We start from the raw sequence: 23,410 nt of genomic DNA, 5'->3' as shown, positions 1-23,410 counted from the left end.
GGCTCACCAGACCGCCGCACTAGCGGCGAGATCCAACAGCGGTTGTGGATACACACCGAACACGACGGTCGCGACGACGCCGAGGCCGATGGCCACGGCTGTTGCGACACCTGGAGTGACGACGGTGGGACGCCCACCGTCGTCACTGTCGTTCGTGCCGGCCACGGGGTCGGCGAAGAACATGAGGACGATGACGCGTACATAGAAGATCGCCGCGATGGCACTACTGAGCACCCCGACGACCACGAGCGCGGTTGCGCCGCTACCGGCCGCAGCCTGGAAGACCGCGAACTTACCGACGAATCCAGCCGTCAGCGGGATCCCCGCGAACGACAACAGCAGCAACGCGAAGACGGCGGCGATCGCGGGGGAGCGACGACCGATGCCGGCCCATCGCGCCAGTTCGGTCACCTCACCGTTGCCGTCGCGCACGACGGTGACGACGGCGAATGCCGAGACAGTGCTGAACCCGTAGACGAAGAGATAGAACATCGTCGCGGACAGCCCGTCGGCGTCCAGAGCGACGACGCCGGTGAGAATGAATCCCGTGTGGGTGATCGACGAGTACGCGAGCATCCGTTTGATGTCGGTCTGGGTGACCGCAAGAAGGGCACCCACCAGCATCGTGACGATCGCTACGGCCCACAGTGCCGGTCGCCAGTCGTCGCGCAGGTCCGGCAGTGCGATGTAGAACAGGCGGAGCATGGCACCGAACGCGGCGATCTTCGTCGCGGCGGCCATGAAGGCGGTGATCGGAGTCGGTGCACCCTGATACACGTCGGGAATCCACGAATGAAATGGAATCGCACCGACTTTGAACAGTAGGCCGACACCGACGAGTGCGGTACCGAGCATGGCCAGCACGTCGTTGCCGTCGCCGAGAGCGATGGCAGCACCGATGGGGCCGAGCTCGAGCGAGCCTGCGTACCCGTACAGCATCGCGGTACCGAACAGAAAGAACGCCGACGAGAACGCGCCGAGCAAGAAGTACTTCATCGCAGCTTCCTGCGACAGCAGCCTGCGCCGACGGGCCAACCCGCACATCAGGTACAGCGGCAGCGAGAACACCTCGAGGGCAACGAACATCGTGAGCAGATCGTTCGACGCGGGAAACAGCAGAAGGCCGCCGATCGCGAACATCGTCAGCGGGAACACCTCCGTCTGCGCCGCGCCTGCCTGGCCTGCCTGGCGTTCGGACAGACTTCCGGGAACGGTGGAGGCCTGCGGGGCGAAGGAGTCCACCCGGGTGCGTTCGAGTGAGCGTTCCCCGACCATGAGCAACGAGGGCACGGCCACGAGCAGCAGGGTGCCCTGGAGGAACAGCGAGGGGCCGTCGACCACGACCGAGCCCATCACGGACCGGGTGCCGGGTGAGCTGGAGCCGGACACGGCCAAGACGACGACCGCCACGAGAGATGCAATCGTCGCAGTCAAGGCAAGCGCCATCTGGATGCGACGACGGGCGGCACTCGGTGCGAACGCCTCGACGAGTACGCCGAGAACAGCTGCGGCGAAGACGATCAGCATGGGCGACAGAACGCTGTACTCGATGCTCGGCGCAGTCAGGACGGAGTCGTTCATCGGGGTCCCTCCGGCGTCTCGGCCACGTCTTCGATGCCCTGCACGGTGGTCACTGTCGTCTGTACCGCGGGAGAAACGATGTCCAACAGGGGCTTCGGGTACACGCCCAGTACGACGAGCAGCACGATGAGCGGCCCCATCACGGCCAGTTCACGCGGGACGAGGTCCTTCATTCCGTCGTTCTCGGCGCGGCGCGGACCCGTCATCACCCGTTGGTACAGCCACAGGATGTAGATCGCGGACAGCACGAGAGCGATCGATGCCACGATGGCGGCCACGTGATACTTCGCGAATGTACCGATCAGTACCAGGAATTCGCTGACGAACGGTGCGAGCCCAGGGAGCGACAGAGTGGCGAGACCGGCGACGAGAAAGGATCCGGCCAGCACCGGTGCGACCTTCTGAACGCCACCGTAGTGGGAGATGACGCGGGTGCCACGACGCGAGACCAGGAAGCCGGCGACGAGAAACAGTGCCGCCGTCGAGAGTCCGTGATTGACCATGTACAACGCGGAACCGGCCTGGCCTTGGCTGGTCATGGCGAAGATGCCCAGAATGATGAAACCGAAGTGCGAGATCGACGTGTACGCGATCAATCGCATCACGTCGGTCTGCGCGATCGCCAGCACGGCGCCGTAGACGATGCCCACGACCGCGAGAGTGACGATGACCGGCGCGAAGTACGACGACGACTCGGGGAAGAGTTGCAGACAGTAGCGAAGCATCGCGAACGTGCCCACCTTGTCCACGACGGCCATCATCAGAACGGCTGTGGCAGGGGTGGATTCGACGGCGGCGTCGGGTAGCCACGAGTGGAACGGCCACAGGGGTGCCTTGACGGCGAAAGCGAACATGAACCCGAGGAACAACGCGTTCAGAACCCCAGGGGTGACGCCGAGGTCGCCGAGAGCAGCCGTGTCGGCGATCTCGCGGAACGAGAAGGTTCTCGCCACGACGTACAGTCCGATGACCGCAGCGAGCATCACCAGACCGCCGACGAGGTTGTACAACAGAAATTTCACGGCCGCGGCGGCGCGTCCCGGACCGCCGAATCCTCCGATGAGGAAGTACATCGGGATCAACATGGCCTCGAAGAAGACGTAGAACAGCAACACGTCGAGGGCGCAGAAGGACATCAGGACCATCGACTCGACGAGAAGAATCGATGCGACATAGACGTGCGTGGACTGCCCGACGCGCGGATCGTTCCATCCTGCTACCAGCAGAATCGGAAGCAGGACCGTCGTCAGCAGGACGAGCACCAGCGCGATGCCGTCGATTCCCAGCTCGTATCGAGCTCCGAACGACTCGATCCACCAGTGGGATTCGACGAACTGGAATTCGTCACCGGACGGATCGAAGCCGGCGAACAACACCACCGCGACCGCCAGAGTGAGCAGCGAGGTCGCGAGCGCGCACACTTTCGCGAGCTGTGGCCTCGTGCGAGGCAGGATCAGGGTCAGGACAGCACCTGCCACCGGCAGCAGCCACAACATGGTCAGCCACGGAAAAGTGTTCACCACACCATCACCGCCACCATCATCGCGAGGACTACCGCCGTACCGGCCAGCATCGTCAGAGCGTACGAGCGCACGTACCCGGTCTGCGTGCCACGAATGCGAGCGGAGAGCGACGTCAGCCCGCTCGCCAGTGTGCGGGTTCCGCCCTCGACGGCGACGTCGTCGAAACGCTGCGCGGCCTCGGCCACCTTGAGACCCGGTCGCATCAGAAGCGCTTCGTTGACGGCGTCGCCGTACAGGTCGACACGTGCGGCAGTTGTCAGCGCGGTCACGGGTGTCGGCGCGATCGGCGGTACGGGAGTTCTCGCGTAGCGGTGATACGCGAGTCCGATGCCGACGGCCACCACCGTCAGTGCCATCACGGTCACCAGCCATGCTGGTATCACGTGCGCCTCCTCTGCCTCGCCGACGACCGGTTCCAGCCAGTGCGTCAGCGCTCCACCGATGGTGAACAAAGCTCCTGCCGCAACCGAACCCACCGCTAGAACGATCATCGGCACGGTCATGATCGACGGCGACTCGTGTGGGTGCGCGTCGGGCTCCCACCGCTTCTCGCCGAAGAAGGTCATCACCATGACCCGGGTCATGTAGAACGCGGTCAAGCCTGCACCGACGAGCGCGACGATTCCCAGCACGGCGCCCTGTACTCCGCCGGCACCGAACGCGACTTCGATGATCTTGTCCTTGGCGAAGAAACCCGAGAACGGGGGAACACCGATGATCGCGAGATAACCCAGTCCGAAGGTGACGAACGTGACGGGCATGACGGTTCGGAGCCCGCCGAACTTGCGCATGTTCACTTCGTCGTTCATGCCGTGCATCACCGAACCGGCACCGAGAAAGAGTCCGGCTTTGAAGAATCCATGGGCGAGTAGCAGCATGATCGCGAATGCATAGCCGGACGGACCCAGGCCCGCGGCGAGAACCATGTACCCGATCTGGCTCATCGTCGATGCGGCCAGCGCCTTCTTGATGTCATCTTTTGCGCAGCCGATGACGGCTCCGAACAGCAGTGTCACGGTACCGACGACGATCACCGCCGTTTGCGCGACGGGGGCTGCTTCGAAGACCGGTCCGGATCGGACGATCAGATACACCCCGGCGGTCACCATCGTCGCCGCGTGGATCAACGCCGACACCGGAGTCGGGCCTTCCATGGCGTCACCGAGCCACGATTGCAGAGGTACCTGGGCCGACTTTCCGCACGCAGCGAGGAGAAGCACGAAACCCAACGCGGTGAGTGTTCCGCTCGACGCAGTCTCGGTACCGGAGAATACGTCCGTGAACGAGACGCTGCCGAAGTTCGCGAACATGATCATCAACGCGACCATCAATCCGATGTCTCCGACACGGTTGACGACGAACGCCTTCTTCGCCGCCGTCGCAGCGGACGGTTTGTACTGCCAGAACCCGATCAGCAGGTAGGACGCCAGACCCACGCCTTCCCAGCCGACGTACAGTCCGAGGAAGTTGTCGGCCGTCACCAGTAGGAGCATCGCGGCGAGGAAGAGGTTCAGGTACGCGAAGAACCGTCGTCGGTCCGGGTCCTCCGCCATGTACCCGATGGCGTAGACGTGAATGAGCGTGCCGACGCCGGTGATCAGGAGTACGAAGCACATCGACAGTTGATCCAGGCGAAAGCCGAAGTCCACCTGCAACTGTTCGACGGGAACCCAGCTGAACAGCGTGGTCGTCACCGCCCTGTCGTCTGCAGCCCGGCCCACCATGTCGACGAAGAGGACCACGGCGAATCCGAAGGACACTGCGGCCATGCTGGTTCCCAGCGCATGTCCCCACCGATCGGTTCGCCGGCCTCCGAGTAGCAGCACGACGGCGCCGAGCAGCGGCAGCGCCGGCAACAGCCAGATGGCGTCCATGTCAGTTCTTCAGCAGGTTGGCGTCGTCGACCGAGGCCGAGCGGCGGGCACGAAAGATGGTCATGATGATCGCGAGGCCGACGACCACCTCGGCTGCTGCCACGACCATGGTGAAGAACGCGAAGACCTGGCCTTCGAGATTGCCGTGCATACGGGCGAACGTCACGAATGCGAGGTTGGCGGCGTTGAGCATGAGCTCGATGCACATGAACACGACGATCGCGTTGCGGCGCAGCAGAACACCCGCAGCACCGATCGTGAAGAGGAGGACCGACAGATACAGGTAGTTCTCGGGATTCACATCTCACCGTCCCGGTGACCCCGGTGCATCGGGTTGACGGACAGCTCCGACGGTGACCCGTCGGGCAGACGCGCGGGCCAGTCGACGGCGTTGTGCCGGGCATATACTCCGGGACTCGGCATCGGCGTGACGTGAGTGCCGTCGCGGAATCGCTGCTCGGACAGCTCGCGCTGACCTTGCCGCTCGGTGAACCGCTCACGGTGGGCGAGGATCATCGCGCCGACCGTGGCGATGATCAGCAGCGCACCGGTGAGTTCGAACGCCCAGAGGTAGCGAACGAAGATGAGCTCGGCGAGGCCTTCGACGTTGCCGCCCGCATTGGCGGCGTCGAGTCCGACGAAGTCCGGTCGCCCGCTCTCCACCGATGCGTTGCCGATCGCGCCGATGACGACGAGCCCGAAGCCGATGCCTGCGGCGATCGCGGCAGGTCGTTGACCTTTCAGCGTTTCGGTCAACGAGTCCGCCGAGTCCACTCCGACGAGCATGAGCACGAACAAGAACAGCATCATCACCGCGCCGGTGTAGACGACGACTTGTACGACGCCGAGGAACACTGCGCCCTGGGCGATGTAGAACACGGCCAGGATGATCATCGTGACCGCGAGGAACAATGCCGAGTACACGGCTTTGGTGGCGCAGACCATCGCGATCGCACCCAGTACCGCCAATCCGCCCAGCAGCCAGAACTGGACGGCCTCGGCGGTCCCGGTGCTCATCGGATCGTCCCCCGGTAGTAGTCGGCCGCAGTCGTGTTCTCGGCCATGGGATGTGGCGCGGGTTCCATGCCCGGTTCCATCGGCGCGAGCAGGCGGTCCTTCTCGTAGATGAGGTCGGCGCGGTTGTCGTCGGCCAACTCGTACTCGTTGGTCATGGTCAGCGCGCGCGTCGGGCAGGCTTCGATACAGAGCCCGCATCCGATGCAGCGGAGATAGTTGATCTGATAGACCTGCCCGTATCTTTCACCGGGGGAGTAGCGCTCTTCTTCGGTGTTGTCCGCGCCCTCGACGTAGATCGCGTCCGCCGGGCAGGCCCACGCGCAGAGCTCACACCCGATGCACTTCTCGAGGCCGTCGGCGTAACGATTGAGCTGGTGCCTGCCGTGGTAGCGCTGAGCGGTCGGTACCTTGTCCTCGGGATAGAACTCCGTCACCGGCTTCTTGAACATCGTCGAGAACGTGACACCGAAACCTGCCACCGGACCCAGAAATTCAGGCATCGCTACGCTCCTTCACTGGTGTCGGCAGTGTCTGTCCCGGCATCGGCGGGACGGGAAAACCGCCGGCGAACGGATCGAACGGTTCGTCGTGCGTGGACGGTGGGGACGGATCGTCCGGCTCGCGGTGCAACCGGCGCCGGACGAAGACCGCCACCAACAGAGCTACGACGGCGCTGACGACGACCAGCGCGACGGCCAGTGATCCGTATCCCTCGACACGGAATGCGCGGACGGTCGCCACGAGCACAATCCAGATCAACGAGATCGGTATCAGGACCTTCCAGCCGAGGTTCATGAACTGGTCGTAGCGCAGGCGCGGCAGCGTACTTCGAAGCCAGATGAAGACGAACAGGAACAGCCACACCTTCAGGGTGAACCACAGAACCGGCCACCACCCTGCATTGGCACCGTCCCACAGGCTGATCGGGAACGGTGCATGCCATCCGCCGAGGAACAGTGTTGTCGCGAGTGCAGACACCGTGACCATGTTGACGTACTCGGCGAGCATGAACATCGCGAAGTTGAGGGAAGAGTACTCGGTGTGGAACCCGCCGACCAGCTCGCCCTCGGCCTCGGGGAGGTCGAACGGGGCGCGGTTGGTTTCACCCACCATGGACGTCAGATAGATCGCGAACGACGGGAAGAGCAAGAAGATGTACCACGTGTTCGACTGCGCAGCAACGATTCCGGAGGTGGACATCGTGCCCGCGTGGAGGAACACCGCGGTGAAGGACAGGCCCATCGCGATCTCGTACGAGATGACCTGAGCGGTGGATCTCAATCCGCCGAGCAACGGGTACGTCGAACCCGACGCCCACCCGGCGAGCACGATTCCGTACACACCGACGGATGTCACGGCAAGGATGTACAGGACGCCGACCGGAAAGTCTGTCAGCTGCAACGCAGTTCGGTGACCGAGGATCGACACCTCAGGGCCGAATGGAATCACGGCGAAGGCCATGAATGCGGGCACTGTCGCGATCACCGGAGCCAGAAGGTAGATCGGTCTGTCGACGCCCTTGGGGACGATCCCTTCCTTCAGCGCGAGCTTCACGCCGTCGGCGAGGCTCTGGAGCATGCCACCTGGCCCGACTCGGTTCGGCCCGACGCGGTTCTGCATACGTGCCATGACCTTGCGTTCGACGAGGATACAGACGAGGGGTGTCAGGATCAGGAAGACGAAGATCGCCAGCGACTTCGCGACCACGAGCCACCACGGGTCCGTCCCGAACGTCTCGCTCACGACGACACGCCCTCGATACGGACGACAGCACCGTTGCCTACACCGAGCGCCGAGTTGACCTCGGACCCGGTCGAGCGCATCGGCAGCCACACCACTCGATCGGGTAAGTCGGTGATTGCCAGCTCGAGTGTGATCGATCCTGAGTCCGACGACACCGTCACCGGATCACCGTCGGAGACCCCGATCTCTGCTGCCGTGCCAGGGGACAGTCGCACCACCGGGGTGCGGGCGGTACCGGCGAGATGCGGTTCACCGTCCTGCATACGGCCCGCATCCAACAGCATTCTCCACGTGGCGAGAACGGCTTGGCCGATGCTCGGCCTCGGGGCGGAAGATGGAGCATGGCTCGGCGCTGGGGGCGGCGCGCCCGTCCAGGATCCCAGGCGGTCGATCTCGCTGCGCGTGCTCTGGACGTCGGGAAGGCCGATGGGAGTGTTCATCTCGGCGGCGAGTGCGTGGAGCACCCGCCCATCGGTCAGCGACCGTGAATTGGGAATCGCAGCGTCGAAGGAGCGAGAGCGCCCTTCCCAGTCCAGATAGGTCCCCGCTTTCTCGGTCACCGGAGCGACGGGGAACACCACGTCGGCATGTTCGGTGACGCTGCTGTGGCGGATCTCGAGGCTCACCACGAACGATGCGCTCTTCAGCGCCTCGGCGGCGCCGGCTGGGTCGGGTAGGTCCGCGAGTTCGACTCCGCCGACCACGAGTGCGCCGCCCGAACTCGCCGAGCCGAGGATGCCCGTCGTGTCCAGGCCGTCGGACTCGGGTAGTGCGTCCGTGCCCCAGAACTCGGCGAGGTCGGTGCGCGCGCCGGTGTCGCCGACGGGTCGCCCACCCGGAAGCAAGGTCGGCAGTGCTCCCATGTCGAGTGCACCACGATCACCTGCGCGCCGGGGGATCCACACCAGAGCCGCACCGGTTTCCCGCGATGCGGCGACGACAGCTGTGTAACCGCCCGGAGTGTCCGCAATTCGTTCGCCGACCAGAATCACACTGCCCTCGGGCAGGTCGCCGACGCCCGCCAGCGCCGCGGGCTCCTGGCCGGGCACACAGGAGATCAACGACGCCCCGAGCTTGGACGTCCCGGCCGACAGGAACGGTGCGACGGCCCGCACCTTCTGACCTTTCGTGCGGACGGCTTTACGCAGTCTGAGAAAGACGATGGGCGATTCTTCCTCGGGCTCGAACCCGACCAGGACAACCGAGGGGGCGTTGTCCAGTCGCGCGTAGGTGACGTTCATGTCGGTGCCGGCGACATGCGAAGCGAGGAACTCGGCCTCCTCGACGCTGTGTGCACGAGCACGAAAGTCGATGTCGTTCGTGCGCAACGTGACCCGGGTGAACTTCGAGTACGCGTAGGCATCCTCCACGGTGGCGCGACCGCCGACGAGCACGCCGACTCGATCAGCCTTGTTCAGTCCCGCGGCCGCGACAGCCATGGCCTCGGACCACGATGCGGGTTCCAGAGTTCCGTCTGCCGTGCGTACGAGCGGAGTGGTCAGCCTGTCCGGCTCGGTGGCGTACGTGAACGCCCACCGTCCCTTGTCGCAGTTCCATTCCTCGTTGACGGTCGGGTCGTCTCCCGCCAGGCGGCGCAACACTTTTCCGCGGCGATGGTCGGTCCGTTGCGCGCACCCGCTGGCGCAGTGCTCGCAGGCACTCGGAGTCGACACCAGGTCGTACGGCCGAGCGCGGAATCGGTACGCCGCACCGGTCAGTGCTCCGACCGGACAGACCTGCACGGTGTTGCCGGAGAAATAGGATTCGAACGGCTCGTTCTCGTAGATGCCGACCTGCTGCAACGCCCCTCGCTCGACGAGCTCGATGAACGGGTCGCCGGCGATCTGCGAGGAGAATCGAGTGCACCGCGCACAGAGCACACACCGCTCACGGTCCAGCAGCACTTCCGTGGACAGCGGAATCGGTTTCGGGTATGTGCGCTTCTCCTCGACGAACCGCGACTCGGATCGGCCCGCCGACATCGCCTGGTTCTGCAGGGGGCACTCGCCGCCCTTGTCGCACACCGGGCAGTCGAGCGGGTGATTGATGAGCAACAGCTCCATCACGCCCTTCTGCGCCTTCGCGGCAACCGGCGAGCTCAGCTGCGTGCGAACGACCATGCCGTCGGTCACCGTCGTGGTGCACGACGCCAATGGCTTCCGCTGGCCCTCCACTTCGACGAGACATTGGCGGCATGCCCCCACCGGATCGAGGAGCGGGTGGTCGCAGAACCTGGGAATCTGGATACCGATCAGCTCCGCGGCCCGTATCACGAGGGTGCCGGGAAGAACCTGGATTTCCTGGCCGTCGATGCTGACGGTGACGGTGTCCACCGAGGTGCTCATGACGAAAGCCCTCCCGCTGTCAGTTCGGCGGACATCAGCGTGCTGCGGTGCGGATCGAACGGGCATGGTGCGCCGATGTGCTGTATGTACTCGTCGCGGAAATGCTTCAGCGACGACGTGATCGGACTGACTGCACCGTCGCCCAGGGCGCAGAAGGACTTGCCGAGAATGCTGTCCGCGATGTCCAGCAGAGTGTCGAGATCCGATTCCGTTCCGCGGCCGGTTTCGAGTCTCTCGTAGATCTGCACGAGCCAGTACGTTCCTTCGCGGCACGGCGTACATTTGCCGCAGGATTCGTGGGCGTAGAACTCCGTCCATCGCCGTACTGCACGTACGACGCACGTGGTCTCGTCGAATATCTGCAGCGCCTTGGTGCCCAGCATGGATCCGGCTGCGCCGACGCCCTCGTAGTCGAGCGGGACGTCGAGGTGGTCGGCAGTGAAGATCGGCGTCGACGACCCGCCTGGCGTCCAGAACTTCAGCGAATGACCCTCGCGCACGCCGCCCGCGTAGTCCAGAAGTTCCCGCAGCGTGATACCGAGCGGAGCCTCGTACTGTCCGGGAGTCGTCACGTGTCCCGACAACGAGTACAGGGTGAAACCCGGGGACTTCTCGCTCCCCATGGACCGGAACCAGTCGACACCGTTGCGCAGAATCGACGGGACGCTCGCGATGGACTCGACGTTGTTGACGACCGTCGGGCACGCGTACAGGCCTGCCACCGCAGGAAACGGTGGCCGCAGTCGGGGTTGCCCACGTCGACCCTCGAGCGAGTCCAGCTGAGCTGTCTCCTCGCCGCAGATGTACGCGCCCGCGCCCGCGTGCACCACGACGTCCAGATCGAATCCGCTGCCGAGGATGTCCGAGCCGAGATATCCCGAGGCGTAGGCCTCCTCGACCGCGGCCTGAACGCGTCGGAGCACGGGGACGACCTCCCCTCGCAGGTAGATGTAGGCGCGATGCGCCCGAATCGCATACGCCGCGATCACGATTCCCTCGATCAGGACCTGCGGCGTCGCGAGAAGCAACGGCGTGTCCTTGCACGTGCCGGGTTCGGACTCGTCGGCGTTCACCACCAGATAGTGTGGCTTGCCGTCACCCTGCGGAATGAAGCTCCACTTCATGCCCGTCGGGAAACCGGCCCCTCCTCGGCCTCGAAGTCCCGCGTCTTTCACCGAGGCGATGACGTCGCCTGCGGGCATGCCGAGTGCGCGGCGGAGGCCGTCGTATCCACCGTGGCGTTCGTAGGTTTCGAGAGTCCATGATTCGGGGTCGTCCCAGTAACTGCTCAAGACAGGTGTCAGCGCCACGTCACGGTCCTTTCTCGGGCGGAACCGATTCCGTCGGTGCGGGGGCAGGCTTGTCCTTGGTGGTCTCGGCGGCGTTGGCCTGTTCGGAGCCCAACGGAGCAGCTCCGCTGTCCCGCACTTCTTCGGCTGTCGGCGCGGACATTCCGTGCTCACGAGCGATCCGGAGACCTGCCAGTGTCGGCGCACCTGCTTGTCCACCGGCGTGCACCGCACCGAGCCGTTCGTCGGGGAAACCGGCGAGAATTCGCTCCGTCTCCTTGAACGTGCACAAAGACGCACCACGGGTGGGAACCACTTCGGCGCCGGAGCAGAGGGAATCGACGAGTGTACGAGCAGATTCCGGTGTCTGATTGTCGAAGAACTCCCAGTTGACCATGACGACCGGCGCGTAGTCGCATGCTGCATTGCATTCGACGTGAGTGAGAGTCACGGCCGGATCGGAGGGATCGACGTGTTCTCGCAGAGCATCCATGATCGCGTCTCCGCCCATCACGGCACACAAGGTGTTGGTGCAGACGCCGACCAGATACTCGCCCGTCGGTTCGCGCCGATACATGGAGTAGAAGCTCGACACCGCAGTGACTTCGGCACCGGTCAACCCGAGGTGTTCGGCGCAGAATTCGATTCCTGTGGGGGAGACGTACCCGTCCTCCGACTGCACCAGATGGAGCAACGGCAGCAGTGCGGATCGCGCCATCGTGGGATCGGGCGCTTCGGGAGGCGAGTATCTCGCGATGATCTTCTTGGCGTCCTCGTCGAGGCGGGCGCGGACGTCGTCCGGGTAGGGGGCTGGGCGGGTTCGGAGTTGGAGATGGACCTTCTCGCTCATCGGTCGACACCGCCCATCACGGGATCGATGCTGGCGACGGCGGCGATGACGTCGGCAACCATTCCGCCCTCGCATGTCGCAGCCACGGCTTGGAGGTTGGTGAACGACGGATCCCGATAGTGCACTCGGAACGGCCGAGTGCCACCGTCACTCACCATGTGCACGCCGAGCTCACCGCGCGGCGATTCGACGGCAACGTAGACCTGCCCGGCCGGAACGCGGAACCCCTCGGTCACCAACTTGAAATGGTGGATCAGTGATTCCATCGACGTGTTCATGATGTCTCGGACGTGTTCCGTGGAATTTCCCATCCCGTCGGTGCCGACGGACAGGTCGGCAGGCCACGCGATCTTCTTGTCGTCGATCATGATCGGCCCCGGTCGGAGCCGATCGAGGCACTGTTCCACGATCTTCAGCGACTCACGCATCTCCGCGACTCGGATGATGTAGCGGCCGTACGCGTCGCACCCGGTGTCGGTGCACACGTCGAACTCGTAGTTCTCGTAACCGCAGTACGGTTGCGACACCCGCAGATCGTGAGGCAGACCGGTGGATCTGAGCATCGGTCCGGTGATCCCGAGCGCCATGCATCCGGTGAGGTCGAGATAACCGATTCCCTTGGTGCGTGCCTTCCAGATCCTGTTGTCGTCCAACATGTTCGACATGTCCGTCAAGCCGGACGGCAGGGTGTCGAGAAGACCGCGGATCTTCTGAATCGCTCCCTCGGGCAGGTCCTGAGCCAACCCGCCGGGACGAATGTATGCGTGGTTCATCCTCAGACCCGAGATGGTTTCGAAGACGTCGAGGATCTGTTCTCGTTCGCGGAACCCGAACAGCATTGCTGTCACGGCGCCCAGTTCCATCCCACCCGTCGCAAGGGCGACGAGGTGAGACGAGATTCGATTGAGTTCCATCAGCAGAACGCGAATCACGGTTGCGCGCTCGGGAATCTCGTCGGTGATGTCGAGGAGCTTCTCGACGCCGAGGCAATATGCAGTCTCGTTGAAGAAAGGCGACAGATAATCCATCCGCGTGACGAACGTGACGCCCTGGGTCCAGTTTCGGAATTCGAGGTTCTTCTCGATCCCGGTGTGCAGATAGCCGATTCCGCACCTGGCTTCGGTCACGGTCTCTGCTTCGATCTCCAGAATCAGCCGTAGTACACCGTGCGTCGACGGGTGCTGCGGACCCATGTTGACGACGATCCGCTCCTCCGACGACGCCGACGTGTCGGCGGCTGCCGCCACGATGTCGTCCCAGTCCTGCCCGGACACGGTGAAGGACTTCTCCGGAGCGGCCGATGTGTCGTGGCCGGCTGTGTCCGTCATCAGTTGTACTCCCGCCGTCGATCCGGTGGGGGAATGCTCGCGCCCTTGTACTCGACGGGAATTCCACCCAATGGATAGTCCTTGCGCTGGGGATGACCCACCCAGTCGTCAGGCATCTGGATACGTGTCAGCGACGGGTGTCCGTCGAACTCGATGCCGAAGAAGTCGAAGGTCTCGCGTTCGTGCCAGTCGTTCGTCGGGTATACACCGACGAGACTCGGGATGTGCGGATCCGATTCCGGCACCGACACTTCCAGACGAACACGGCGATTGTGAGTGATGGAGAGCAGAGGATAGGACGCGTGAAGTTCTCGACCGGTGTTGTGTGGATAGTGAACGCCGTTGACGCCCAGGCACATCTCGAACCGTAGTTCCGGACCGTTTCGAAGCGCGGTCGCAACTGCGAGCAGGTGCTCGCGCCGGACATGCAGGGTCAATTCACCTCGGAAGACGACGACGGATTCGACGGCAGTGTCGAAGTGGACACCGAAGTCTTCTCGGAGTGCGGAGGCGAGTTCGTCGGCGACCGAGTCGAAGAATCCTCCGTAGGGCCGCTCGGTGCTGCCCTGAACCAGCGCCGGGATCACGAGCCGTCCGTACCCTGAGGTGTCGCCCGTCCCGCGGACGCCGAACATCCCGCGCTTGTCCACCGTCATCGAAGCAGTCCCTTCAGCTCGATGGTCGGCCTGGAGTTCAGTGCCGCTTCCTCGGCTGCACGCGCTACCGTCTCGCGGTCCACGCCCAGCGGCATCTCCTGAATTTTCTCGTGCAGCTTCAGGATTGCGTCGAGCAGCATCTCCGGCCGCGGTGGGCAGCCCGGCAGATAGATGTCGACTGGAACGACATGGTCGACGCCCTGGACGATGGCGTAGTTGTTGAACATTCCGCCCGAGGATGCGCACACGCCCATCGCCAGAACCCATTTCGGCTCGGCCATCTGGTCGTAGATTTGCCGGAGAACCGGCGCCATCTTCTGGCTGACCCGTCCTGCGACGATCATCAGGTCTGCCTGCCGAGGGGATGCGCGGAACGCCTCCATGCCGAAACGGGCGATGTCGAACCGCCCCGAGCTGGTGGCCATCATCTCGATCGCACAGCATGCAAGTCCGAACGTCGCGGGCCACAGCGAGCCTTTGCGAACGTAACCGGCGAGGCCCTCCACCGTGCTCAGCAGAAAGCCGCTCGGGAGCTTCTCTTCGAGACCCATGTCGGACCTTTCTTGTTGTTCGGTGCGCGATCGGCGGGCTAATCCCAGCTCAGACCGCCTCGACGCCACTCGTAGGCGTACGCGACGGCTGCGCTGACGATGAACATGCCCATTGCGAGAAGACCGAAGATGCCGAGCGCGTCGAAGTGAACAGCCCAGGGATAGAGGAAGACAATCTCGATGTCGAAGATGATGAACAGCATGGCCGTCAGGTAGAACTTGACGGGGTATCGACCCGCCCCCATCGGCTGCGCGGTCGGCTCGATCCCGCATTCGTAGGCATCCAATTTCGCGCGGTTGTAACGCTTGGGCCCGACGACTGCTGCGATGACCACGGACACGAGGGCGAAGGCGACCGCAACAGCGCCCAGGACCAGAATGGGGATGTACTCGTTCAACCTGTGTCGCCTCTCCGTGCCTGCCTTGTGAGCAAATGAGGAGTTCTGCCGACCAAGAGGTCCTTAGCCAACAGAAATTGTGAGCTGGAACACAGCCTACCGGTGTGATGCCCCGACTTGTCTCGGTTTTCGGCCAGCCAGGTCGGCGTGTCGGTCAGAAAGTTGATCTTGCGCCGGGGAGTGGCAGCGAATGGAAATCAGTTGTGACCGACAGATTTCGACGACTCGCGCAGCAAGCCCGTCACTGCCTCGGTCAGGACGAACGGGTCGATGGGTTGCGACACCGCAGCCTCGGCCCCGGACCACTCGGCCAGCCACCTGTCGTCGGGGCGGCCGGTGAGCACGACCAGCGGCGGGCAGTGTTCGAGCTCGTCCCTCAGTTGCTTGGCGACGCCCATTCCGCCCGCCGGCGCTGCCTCTCCGTCGAGGATCGCCAGGTCGATTCCACCTGCGTCGAGGTAGTGCACCACCATGGGCTCGCTCGCGACCTCGAGGTACTCGAAATCCGGAAGCGCCGGATCGGGGTGTCTGCCGATGGCGGAGGTGACGTCGGCGCGCGTGTGTGCATTGCTGCTGTAGACGAGGATGCGCAGCGAGGCGGTCACGTGAGCGATGCTACGTCCGAACCGTCGCCGCGGGTACGGTTCCGCAGAATTAGGTAAACCTCTGTCCGGCAACAAGTCCGTAGTCGTCGGTCAGTGCTCGTGCGGCCTGATCCAGGCCAGGACGACGGGGTCGGACTGACCGGGCCAGGTGCCGGTCAGGGATGGGCCGGCCGCCGTCGATCGAGTCGTGTCCACGACGCGGACGAGGTCGATTCGCGTCGTCCCCGCAGTGATGTTCGTCGACTGGTCGGAATCGACCGACGACACCGAGTCGATGGCAGGAACCTGGGTGCCCGGGGTTCCGGTCCCGACGACCCGGGTGGTGACGGCCCGCTTTTCCGGCGGAGCCTGGTAGTCGTACTCCAAGGCGGCCTCGGTTCCACCGGTCAGGATCGCGGCTGCCAGCGCGGTCACGTAGACGGGATCGGCCACACCGTCGTAGGCCCATCTCGTACCGAGGACCGAGTGCTCCATCGTCGTCACGAGGGATTCCACGGACCCGGACAGAGGTGCGCCGCGGTATGTGATCGGGACCTGCAGTACTCGGCCGCCGGTCGAGATCAGAAATGTCTCGATCCCGACGGCACCGGTGGGATCGTCGAATCTGTACGTGCCGAGGATGTCGACGTCGGTGCTGGTTGCCCATGGGCGTGTAGGTAGCCAAGCGCGGAGAGCGTCGCGCTTGCTCGGCGTCAACTCGGCGGCGTGAATGATGGCCATGACGTGCACGCTATCTGCACATCGACGTTCCATTTGGTATCAATGTGTAACGGTTCAAGTAGTTGGACTGATGAACAGTTCAACTCCGGAGCGCGGTACCGCAGACCCCCGACTCGGCACCGCCCCGGAGCCCCGAACATCGGACGAGCTGCGAGGAAGCCCATGCACGATCACGTGACAGACCAGTTTCCGCACGGCGAAGGACCGAGCGAGGACGTGTTGACGGAGTTCGGAGTCAGTCGCCAGGCCTTCGTCGGTCGACTTCGCGAAATTCTTCTGCGTAACCCTCCCGCGGCTCTCGACGACGTCGACGTCGCGCGGGTTCTCGCAGCCTGCTCCTGACGGCACTGGCACACGAAGTCCCCTCGCGGGCTTACGGTTGATCACGAGTCACCCGGTCAGCGAGAAGGAGTCCTACGTGCCCACCTCCGGAAACGAAGCACTCGACGCAGCAAATCTGCGTCCGTCGTTGTGGATCGACGGACGATGGACGGAGTCGTCCGACGGGGGCACCCGTGAGATTGTCGATCCGTCGAACGGAAGCGTCGTCGTTGTGGTCGACGAAGCGACGCCCGAGGACGCGCGAGACGCTGTCGCGGCGGCGCGACGAACCTTCGACGACGGCGCCTGGCCGGCAACGGCAATCTCCGAACGGGCAGCGCTGCTGACCACGATCGCGGACCTACTGCAACGGGACAAAGAGCAACTCGCGCACCTCGAAACCGTCGACACGGGTAAAACGTTGGCCGAGAGCCGAATCGACATCGACGACGTGACATCGGTGTTCCGGTACTACGCGGAACTCGCGGCGGTGCACAGCGACCGGCTCGTCGACGTCGGACGGCCGGAAATTCTCAGCCGAGTCGTGCACGAGCCGATCGGCGTATGCGTCATGATCGCGCCGTGGAACTATCCGCTCCTGCAGATCTCCTGGAAGATCGCACCGGCGCTGGCGGCAGGGTGCACGATGGTGCTCAAGCCCAGCGAAGTGACCCCGCTCAGCACCATCGCGTTCGCCAAACTCGTCGAAGAGGCAGGAGTGCCTGCAGGTGTGGTCAACCTCGTGCAGGGCAGCGGTGCCGTACTCGGTGAGGCGCTGACGACCGATCCGGACGTCGACTTCATCTCGTTCACCGGGGGTCTGGCGACGGGCCGAACGATCCTGGCGGCAGCAGCCGCGAACGTGACCAAGGTGGCCGTCGAGCTCGGCGGGAAGAATCCACACATCGTGTTCGCCGATGCACTGGTCGACGACGACGCGTTCGCGAACTCGGTCGATCACGTGTTGACCGGCGTGTTCCTTCACTCGGGCCAGGTGTGCTCGGCCGGTACCCGTCTCATCATCGAGGACTCGGTCGCGGACCGGTTCGTCGCTGCCGTCGCCGAACGCGCCGGCCACATCACGATGGGACCGGGCCTGGACGAGAGATCCGAGACCGGGCCGCTCGTGTCGGAGGCGCAGCTGACGAAGATCGAGGGCTTCGTCGAACTGGGTATAGCCGAAGGTGCCGAGCTCGTTGTCGGAGGCAGTCGGCCCGAGGATCCGCGCCTGGCTGCCGGCAGCTTCTTTCTGCCGACGGTGTTCGACAAGTGCGATCGCTCGATGAAAATCGTCCAGGACGAGACGTTCGGGCCCATACTCACTGTTGAGCGCTTCACGACCGAGGAGGAAGCTTTGCGTCTCGGCAACGACACGAACTACGGTCTCGCGGCAGGTGTCCGAACGTCGGACAGTGCACGGGGCGAACGTATGGTGCGCGGATTGCGGCACGGAACGGTGTGGCTCAACGACTTCGGCATTTACACTGCTGCGGCTGAATGGGGCGGTTTCAAACGATCCGGAAACGGCAGAGAACTAGGTCCGTCCGGATTGTCCGAATATCAAGAAGCCAAGCACATCTGGCACAACACCTCGCCGACGGCGGCGGGGTGGTTCAGCACCTCCTGAAATCCCACGAGTTTCTGCCGGACGAAAGGCAGTACGGGCTATGACAGTCGATTCCGACAGCGGCATGGACGATTTCGGATACAAGGAATCGCTCGATCGAAGTCTGGGAAAGTTCGCCAGCTTCGCCGCAGGTGTGAGCTACATATCGATTCTGACCGGCACGTTTCAATTGTTCTACTTCGGGTTCGGTACTGCCGGACCCGCCTACCTGTGGTCGTGGCCTGCAGTGTTCGTCGGGCAACTCTGCGTTGCACTGTGTTTCATGGAGCTCGCCGCCAAGTACCCCGTCGCGGGATCGGTCTACAACTGGGCGAAGCTTCTGGGTAGGCGCATCGTGGGGTGGTCCGCGGGTTGGTTGATGTTGACGGCGTCGATCGTCACATTGTCCGCCGTGGTGCTTGCGCTGCAGTTGAATCTCCCGCGGATCTGGAGTGGGTTCCAGATCATCGGCGACGGCAGTGGAGACAACGATTTCGCGACCAACGCAGTCCTGTTGGGTGCCATCATGATCGCGATTACCACAACGATCAATGCATTGGGTGTCAAGTTGATGGCGATGATCAACAGCGCCGGAGTGTTCATCGAACTGATCGCCGCAGTGCTGATTGCCGTCATCCTCGCGGCCAATATCACGCGAGGCCCCGAGGTCTTCTTCTCCACCAACGGGTACGGCGCAGGTGAGAGCGGCGGTTTCCTTGCCGCGTTCCTCGTCGCCTCTCTTGCGTCCGGCTACGTCATGTACGGATTCGACACGGCGTCGTCACTCGGCGAGGAGACTGTCGAGCCGAGGAGGACGGCACCGAAGGCAATCCTGCGCGCCATTCTCGCGTCGTTCGTCATCGGTGGCGCAATTTTGGTGTTCGCGGTGATGGCAGCCCCCGACCTGGACGATCCCTCGCTCGGCAGTCCCGACGGGAGTCTTCAGTCGATTGTCGAATCGGTGATGTGGGGTCCACTCGGAACGGTCTTCCTGATCTGCATTGTCATCGCTGTCATCGTCTGCTCGCTGGCCGTCCACACCGCAGCGATCCGCCTGACGTTCGCGATGGCGCGCGACAACGCGTTACCGTTCGGCGAGAGCCTGGCCAAGGTCAATCCGAAGACCCAGACTCCGGTCGTGCCTGCCGTGACGATCGGCGTGCTGGCCATCGCGATCCTGGTCGTCAACGTCGGTCAGCCGCAGATCTTCACGGTGCTGACGTCGATCGCGATCATCATGATCTACCTTGCGTATCTGATGGTGACCGGTCCGCTGCTCGTCAAGCGGTTCAAAGGGGAATGGCCACCGAAGGACCTGAAGCCCGGCGGTTACTTCACGATGGGCAGAGCCGGCCTGATCGTCAACCTGGTCGCCGTCGTCTGGGGAGCAGGCATGGCCTTGAATCTGGCGTGGCCGCGCGTCGCGGTGTACGGCAGTCCCTGGTACAACACGTGGGGTGCGTTCGTCTACATCGGTGTGATTCTGGTGCTGGGTCTGGCCTGGTACGGAACGACGGGTCGTCGCCACATCGGTACGTTGAAGTCACATGCATCCACCGGTGAGGAGAGGAGTCCGTCGTGACGGACGCGGCATTCGATTACGTCATCGCAGGAGGCGGTACCGCAGGGTGTGTTCTCGCTGCACGACTGAGTGAGGATCCGTCCGTGACCGTGTGCCTCGTCGAGGCTGGTCCGTCCGATGTGGGCGACGACAGCATTCTCGAACTGTCGCAGTGGATGCACCTGTTGGATTCCGGTTACGACTGGGACTATCCCGTCGAACCGCAGGAGCGGGGCAACAGTTTCATGCGCCATGCGCGGGCGAAAGTGCTCGGAGGGTGTTCATCGCACAACTCCTGCATCGCATTTCACCCGCCCGCGCAGACGCTGGACGACTGGGAAGCCGCGGGCGCAACGGGGTGGGGAGCGAAGGATGTGCTGCCGTTGGTGGCGCGAGTGGAGAACAACGACACCGGGCGCGGTCACGACGGGCCCGTGCGCATCCGCGACATTCCTCCCGTGGATCCCTGCGGGACAGCGGTTCTGGAGTCTGCAGCCGCGGTCGGTCTGCCCACCGTACAGTTCAACCGCGGTGACACCGTCATCGACGGTGCCGGGTGGTTTCAGATCAACGCAGGCGAGGACGGCACGCGCATGTCCACCTCGCACGCGTACTTGCATCCGATTCTGGACTCACGCCCCAATCTCGAGGTTCGGACTCACAGCTGGATCAGCGAAATTCTGCTCGACGACGCACTCACCGCAACCGGGATCCGCTGCCAGCGACCTGATCTGACGGGATACGACACGATCACCGCGCGCCGCGAAGTCGTTGTCACGGCCGGCGCGATCGACACACCGAAATTGCTCATGTTGTCCGGCATCGGACCCGCGGATCATCTGCGCTCCATGGGAATCGATGTGCGAGTCGATTCACCCGGTGTCGGTGAGAATCTCGACGACCACGTCGAAGGGCTCGTCTTCTGGGAAGCGTCGCGGCCCATGGTGACCACGTCCTCGCAGTGGTGGGAAATCGGTATCTTCGCTGCCACCGAACCGAACCTGAGCTACCCCGACGTCATGATGCACTACGGCAGCGTCCCGTTCGACATGAACACCCTGCGTTGGGGATACCCGACGACCGACAACGGATTCTGCCTGACGCCCAACGTAACTCAGGGCCGGTCGCGGGGCACGGTACGCCTGCGGAGCCGTGACTTCCGGGACCGCGCGAAAGTGGACCCCCGATACTTCACCGACTCGGAAGGACACGACGACGCGGTCATGCTCGCAGGCCTGAAACTGGCGAGGAAGATCGCCGCGCACGGGCCGCTGTCGTCCTGGATCGAACGTGAACTCGCTCCGGGGCCCGACGTAGTGACCGACGACGACCTGCTCGACTACGTTCACAAGACCCACAACACCGTCTATCACCCGGCGGGCACCGCACGCATGGGGTCCACCAGCGACGTCATGGCGGTGCTGGACCCTGAACTGAGGGTCAAGGGCGTACGCAACCTCCGCGTGGTGGATGCGTCGGCAATGCCCAAGTTGCCCTCGGTCAACCCGAACATCACCGTCATGACCATGGCAGAGAAATGCGCAGACCTGATCCGTGGACGACACAGCTGATTTCCTGGCCCGCTACCCTCCGTTCCGGACCGCGACGCCGGGAGAATTGGACGCGCTGAGCTCCGAGGCTCGTAGCGTCGAGTATGCAACCGGGGCAACGATTCTCGACGTCGACATGCGCGACGTCGATTCGGTGTGGGTGGTCCGACGCGGTCGAGTCGTCATTCTGCAGCCGGACGACACGGCTCTGACGGCTCTTCCCGTCGACACGGTCGACGTCGGCGGTGTGTTCGGGTTCTCTGCCATGCTGTCCGGATCGACGTTCGGTTTCGTTGCTCGTACGACCGAACCGAGCGTCGTCATCCAGCTGCCCGGGGCGCTCATGCGCCCGCTGTTCTCCGAACCTGCGGGCCTGGCGTTCCTTGCCGAGGCGGTGACCACGGCCAACGCGGCTGTGGCCGGTCCGACCGACCGAACCACACGCAGAACCGTCGGCGACCTGGTGTCCGGTCCAGCGATCGTGGTCGATGCGGCCACCACAGTTCGCGACGCAGTGCGGGACATGACCGAACGCGGGGCGTCGTGCGTACTGGTGCAGCTGGGCCGAGGCCGCTACGGGATCTTCACCGATCGCGATCTCCGCATTCGAGTCGTCGCCGCCGACATCGGCGTCGACACACCGATCGGCGCGGTCATGACCGCGCCTGCCGAGACCGTCACCGCCGACCGGCTGGCTGCCACTGTGTTGGTGGACATGCTGGATCGAGGGTTGCGGCACATGCCAGTGCTGTCGGGGCGAGGTGAGGTGGTCGGCGTCATCGAGGACTCCGAACTGCACGCGGCGTCGACCCGGCGGAGCTTCGTGCTGCGACGGTCGGTTGCGCTGGCCGCGACCACGAGCGAACTGATCGACGCTGCACAGAGGATTCCGGGGCTCGCGATCGATCTGTTCCGCGGTGGGACGGAACCGACCGCGGTGAGCGCAATCCTGTCGGTCGTCATGGACAGCGTCGTTCGACGAGCGCTCGAGCTCGAGCGGGGAGCCGATCCCGAAGTTCCGCGGTCCGACGTCGCATGGTTGACGCTCGGTAGCGTCGCACGTCGGGAAGCGATGCCGTCCTCGGACGTCGACAGCGCCCTGTCCTGGTCGGATCTACTGCCCGACCCGTCGGACGGCGGGCGAACCCGGGACACCGCTCTGATGGACCTCGCTGCCCGAGTACATCTGACCCTTGCCGCGTGCGGTCTACCGGCCGACTCGAACGGTGCAGTTGCGAGCTCGCCGAGATTTGCCAGATCAGCGACCCAGTGGCGATCCGCCGCCGGACATTGGCTGAGCAACCCTTTCGGCGACAGGGGCAACCCGTCGTCGGATTCGGGCCTGATCATGTCGTCTCTGCTCGTCGACGGTCGAGTCGTGTGGGGAAATCGCGAACTGCACACAGTTCCCGACGTGTACCGCACGATGGCCACGGATCATCCCGACGCGCTTCGACTTCAACTGCGCGACGCACTGGCAGGGCGTGCCCGCCTCCGATCGCTGCGCGACGTGCTGGCACGACGAGGCGGCACGTTCGATCTCAAGGCTCACGCGATCACCCCGATCGTCAATCTTGCTCGGTGGGGCGGCTTGTCCGTCGGATTGGCTTCCGCGTCCACTCCGGCACGACTGGCAGCGGCGTCGGGCAACGGGTTTCTGGCCGACCGCGACGTCGACATTCTGACCGAGGTGTTCTCTCTGTTGCAGCGCCTGCGGCTCGGACATCAGATCGAACAGCTCGAAGGAGGTCTTCCGCCGGGGGACGTGCTCGTCATGGGAGATCTCTCCGCGATCGAGCGCAGTGTGCTCGGGGACGGTGTCCGCGAGATCGCAGCCGTTCAGCGACGTGTGGGATATCTCGCGAGCAACGTCGGCGTGCGTCCGTGACTCC

Annotated in this window: 21 protein-coding genes; 5 read left to right on the top strand and 16 right to left on the bottom strand. The window is 64.0% G+C overall.

Annotated features, from left to right (window positions below; translation table 11 throughout):
* Positions 1-3 precede the first annotated feature (3 nt).
* The 16 genes from nuoN to CH293_RS24975 all read right to left on the bottom strand — a co-directional run bounded on the left by nuoN (position 4) and on the right by CH293_RS24975 (position 16,480).
* Entirely contained in the window at positions 4-1,581 is a 1,578-nt protein-coding gene (gene nuoN, locus CH293_RS25050; protein ID WP_094721782.1) for an NADH-quinone oxidoreductase subunit NuoN, read from the bottom strand.
* Positions 1,578-3,104: an NADH-quinone oxidoreductase subunit M gene (locus tag CH293_RS25045; RefSeq protein WP_094721781.1), complete on the bottom strand. Its 1,527-nt coding sequence runs from the start codon at positions 3,102-3,104 to the stop codon at positions 1,578-1,580. Before CH293_RS25045 ends, nuoN begins: the two co-directional genes overlap by 4 nt.
* A complete protein-coding gene (gene nuoL / locus CH293_RS25040; RefSeq protein WP_094721780.1) occupies positions 3,098-4,978 on the bottom strand; it encodes an NADH-quinone oxidoreductase subunit L in 1,881 nt (626 codons plus the stop codon). The genes CH293_RS25045 and nuoL overlap by 7 nt, the downstream gene beginning before the upstream one ends.
* A gap of 1 nt (position 4,979) precedes the next feature.
* The gene (gene nuoK, locus CH293_RS25035) at positions 4,980-5,279 is read right to left on the bottom strand and encodes an NADH-quinone oxidoreductase subunit NuoK (protein ID WP_020110242.1); all 300 of its coding nucleotides are present in this window, start codon (positions 5,277-5,279) and stop codon (positions 4,980-4,982) included.
* The gene (locus CH293_RS25030; protein ID WP_019664159.1) at positions 5,276-5,995 is read right to left on the bottom strand and encodes an NADH-quinone oxidoreductase subunit J; all 720 of its coding nucleotides are present in this window, start codon (positions 5,993-5,995) and stop codon (positions 5,276-5,278) included. Before CH293_RS25030 ends, nuoK begins: the two co-directional genes overlap by 4 nt.
* Positions 5,992-6,495 carry an NADH-quinone oxidoreductase subunit NuoI gene (nuoI, locus tag CH293_RS25025; RefSeq protein WP_037112806.1) on the bottom strand — a complete coding sequence of 168 codons (504 nt, stop codon included), beginning with the start codon at positions 6,493-6,495 and terminating at the stop codon, positions 5,992-5,994. The genes CH293_RS25030 and nuoI overlap by 4 nt, the downstream gene beginning before the upstream one ends.
* Positions 6,488-7,738, bottom strand: a complete 1,251-nt coding sequence (nuoH, locus tag CH293_RS25020; RefSeq protein WP_037112807.1) for an NADH-quinone oxidoreductase subunit NuoH — start codon at positions 7,736-7,738, stop codon at positions 6,488-6,490. Before nuoH ends, nuoI begins: the two co-directional genes overlap by 8 nt.
* The gene (locus CH293_RS25015; RefSeq protein WP_094721779.1) at positions 7,735-10,083 is read right to left on the bottom strand and encodes an NADH-quinone oxidoreductase subunit G; all 2,349 of its coding nucleotides are present in this window, start codon (positions 10,081-10,083) and stop codon (positions 7,735-7,737) included. Before CH293_RS25015 ends, nuoH begins: the two co-directional genes overlap by 4 nt.
* Positions 10,080-11,393: an NADH-quinone oxidoreductase subunit NuoF gene (gene nuoF / locus CH293_RS25010; RefSeq protein ID WP_094721778.1), complete on the bottom strand. Its 1,314-nt coding sequence runs from the start codon at positions 11,391-11,393 to the stop codon at positions 10,080-10,082. The genes CH293_RS25015 and nuoF overlap by 4 nt, the downstream gene beginning before the upstream one ends.
* A gap of 1 nt (position 11,394) precedes the next feature.
* Positions 11,395-12,222: an NADH-quinone oxidoreductase subunit NuoE gene (gene nuoE, locus CH293_RS25005; RefSeq protein ID WP_094721777.1), complete on the bottom strand. Its 828-nt coding sequence runs from the start codon at positions 12,220-12,222 to the stop codon at positions 11,395-11,397.
* Complete coding sequence (nuoD, locus tag CH293_RS25000) at positions 12,219-13,550, bottom strand: NADH dehydrogenase (quinone) subunit D (RefSeq protein WP_094721776.1); 1,332 nt, start codon at positions 13,548-13,550, stop codon at positions 12,219-12,221. The genes nuoE and nuoD overlap by 4 nt, the downstream gene beginning before the upstream one ends.
* Positions 13,550-14,206 carry an NADH-quinone oxidoreductase subunit C gene (locus CH293_RS24995; RefSeq protein ID WP_094721775.1) on the bottom strand — a complete coding sequence of 219 codons (657 nt, stop codon included), beginning with the start codon at positions 14,204-14,206 and terminating at the stop codon, positions 13,550-13,552. The genes nuoD and CH293_RS24995 overlap by 1 nt, the downstream gene beginning before the upstream one ends.
* Positions 14,203-14,757, bottom strand: a complete 555-nt coding sequence (locus CH293_RS24990) for an NADH-quinone oxidoreductase subunit B family protein (protein WP_019664151.1) — start codon at positions 14,755-14,757, stop codon at positions 14,203-14,205. Before CH293_RS24990 ends, CH293_RS24995 begins: the two co-directional genes overlap by 4 nt.
* A 38-nt stretch (positions 14,758-14,795) precedes the next feature.
* Positions 14,796-15,155 (bottom strand): NADH-quinone oxidoreductase subunit A, encoded by a 360-nt coding sequence (locus tag CH293_RS24985; RefSeq protein ID WP_019664150.1) that lies wholly within the window; start codon positions 15,153-15,155, stop codon positions 14,796-14,798.
* A gap of 197 nt (positions 15,156-15,352) precedes the next feature.
* On the bottom strand, positions 15,353-15,760 hold the full coding sequence (locus tag CH293_RS24980) for a response regulator transcription factor (protein ID WP_037112823.1): 408 nt from the start codon (positions 15,758-15,760) through the stop codon (positions 15,353-15,355).
* A 90-nt stretch (positions 15,761-15,850) separates the two neighbouring features.
* Positions 15,851-16,480 carry a hypothetical protein gene (locus CH293_RS24975; RefSeq protein ID WP_176460118.1) on the bottom strand — a complete coding sequence of 210 codons (630 nt, stop codon included), beginning with the start codon at positions 16,478-16,480 and terminating at the stop codon, positions 15,851-15,853.
* A gap of 162 nt (positions 16,481-16,642) precedes the next feature.
* On the opposite strand from CH293_RS24975, the gene CH293_RS24970 reads away from it, so the two are divergent.
* The 5 genes from CH293_RS24970 to CH293_RS24950 all read left to right on the top strand — a co-directional run bounded on the left by CH293_RS24970 (position 16,643) and on the right by CH293_RS24950 (position 23,406).
* Positions 16,643-16,822 carry a hypothetical protein gene (locus tag CH293_RS24970; protein WP_037142485.1) on the top strand — a complete coding sequence of 60 codons (180 nt, stop codon included), beginning with the start codon at positions 16,643-16,645 and terminating at the stop codon, positions 16,820-16,822.
* A 76-nt stretch (positions 16,823-16,898) separates the two neighbouring features.
* Positions 16,899-18,428 carry an aldehyde dehydrogenase family protein gene (locus tag CH293_RS24965; protein WP_052059546.1) on the top strand — a complete coding sequence of 510 codons (1,530 nt, stop codon included), beginning with the start codon at positions 16,899-16,901 and terminating at the stop codon, positions 18,426-18,428.
* Positions 18,429-18,468: 40 nt separating this feature from the next.
* Positions 18,469-19,989, top strand: a complete 1,521-nt coding sequence (locus CH293_RS24960; RefSeq protein WP_037142482.1) for an APC family permease — start codon at positions 18,469-18,471, stop codon at positions 19,987-19,989.
* A complete protein-coding gene (locus tag CH293_RS24955) occupies positions 19,986-21,539 on the top strand; it encodes a GMC family oxidoreductase (RefSeq protein ID WP_094721773.1) in 1,554 nt (517 codons plus the stop codon). Before CH293_RS24960 ends, CH293_RS24955 begins: the two co-directional genes overlap by 4 nt.
* Positions 21,523-23,406, top strand: a complete 1,884-nt coding sequence (locus CH293_RS24950; protein ID WP_094721772.1) for a putative nucleotidyltransferase substrate binding domain-containing protein — start codon at positions 21,523-21,525, stop codon at positions 23,404-23,406. The genes CH293_RS24955 and CH293_RS24950 overlap by 17 nt, the downstream gene beginning before the upstream one ends.
* The last annotated feature ends 4 nt before the right edge of the window (positions 23,407-23,410 follow it).

Source organism: Rhodococcus sp. 14-2470-1b, assembly GCF_002259415.1.
In the GTDB taxonomy this organism is placed as follows: domain Bacteria; phylum Actinomycetota; class Actinomycetes; order Mycobacteriales; family Mycobacteriaceae; genus Rhodococcoides.
The sequence above is the reverse complement of the archived record's forward strand: the minus strand, read 5'-3'. Positions and strand labels throughout refer to the sequence as shown.

Coding starts and splice junctions, on each gene's coding strand:
- nuoL (WP_094721780.1), bottom strand. CDS start 4,978: ATGGACGCCATCTGGCTGTTGCCGGCGCTGCCGCTGCTCGGCGCCGTC.
- CH293_RS24975 (WP_176460118.1), bottom strand. CDS start 16,480: ATGGCCATCATTCACGCCGCCGAGTTGACGCCGAGCAAGCGCGACGCT.
- CH293_RS25030 (WP_019664159.1), bottom strand. CDS start 5,995: ATGAGCACCGGGACCGCCGAGGCCGTCCAGTTCTGGCTGCTGGGCGGA.
- CH293_RS25015 (WP_094721779.1), bottom strand. CDS start 10,083: ATGAGCACCTCGGTGGACACCGTCACCGTCAGCATCGACGGCCAGGAA.
- CH293_RS24995 (WP_094721775.1), bottom strand. CDS start 14,206: ATGACGGTGGACAAGCGCGGGATGTTCGGCGTCCGCGGGACGGGCGAC.
- CH293_RS24960 (WP_037142482.1), top strand. CDS start 18,469: ATGACAGTCGATTCCGACAGCGGCATGGACGATTTCGGATACAAGGAA.
- CH293_RS24990 (WP_019664151.1), bottom strand. CDS start 14,757: ATGGGTCTCGAAGAGAAGCTCCCGAGCGGCTTTCTGCTGAGCACGGTG.
- nuoN (WP_094721782.1), bottom strand. CDS start 1,581: ATGAACGACTCCGTCCTGACTGCGCCGAGCATCGAGTACAGCGTTCTG.
- nuoI (WP_037112806.1), bottom strand. CDS start 6,495: ATGCCTGAATTTCTGGGTCCGGTGGCAGGTTTCGGTGTCACGTTCTCG.
- nuoE (WP_094721777.1), bottom strand. CDS start 12,222: ATGAGCGAGAAGGTCCATCTCCAACTCCGAACCCGCCCAGCCCCCTAC.
- CH293_RS24970 (WP_037142485.1), top strand. CDS start 16,643: ATGCACGATCACGTGACAGACCAGTTTCCGCACGGCGAAGGACCGAGC.
- nuoD (WP_094721776.1), bottom strand. CDS start 13,550: ATGACGGACACAGCCGGCCACGACACATCGGCCGCTCCGGAGAAGTCC.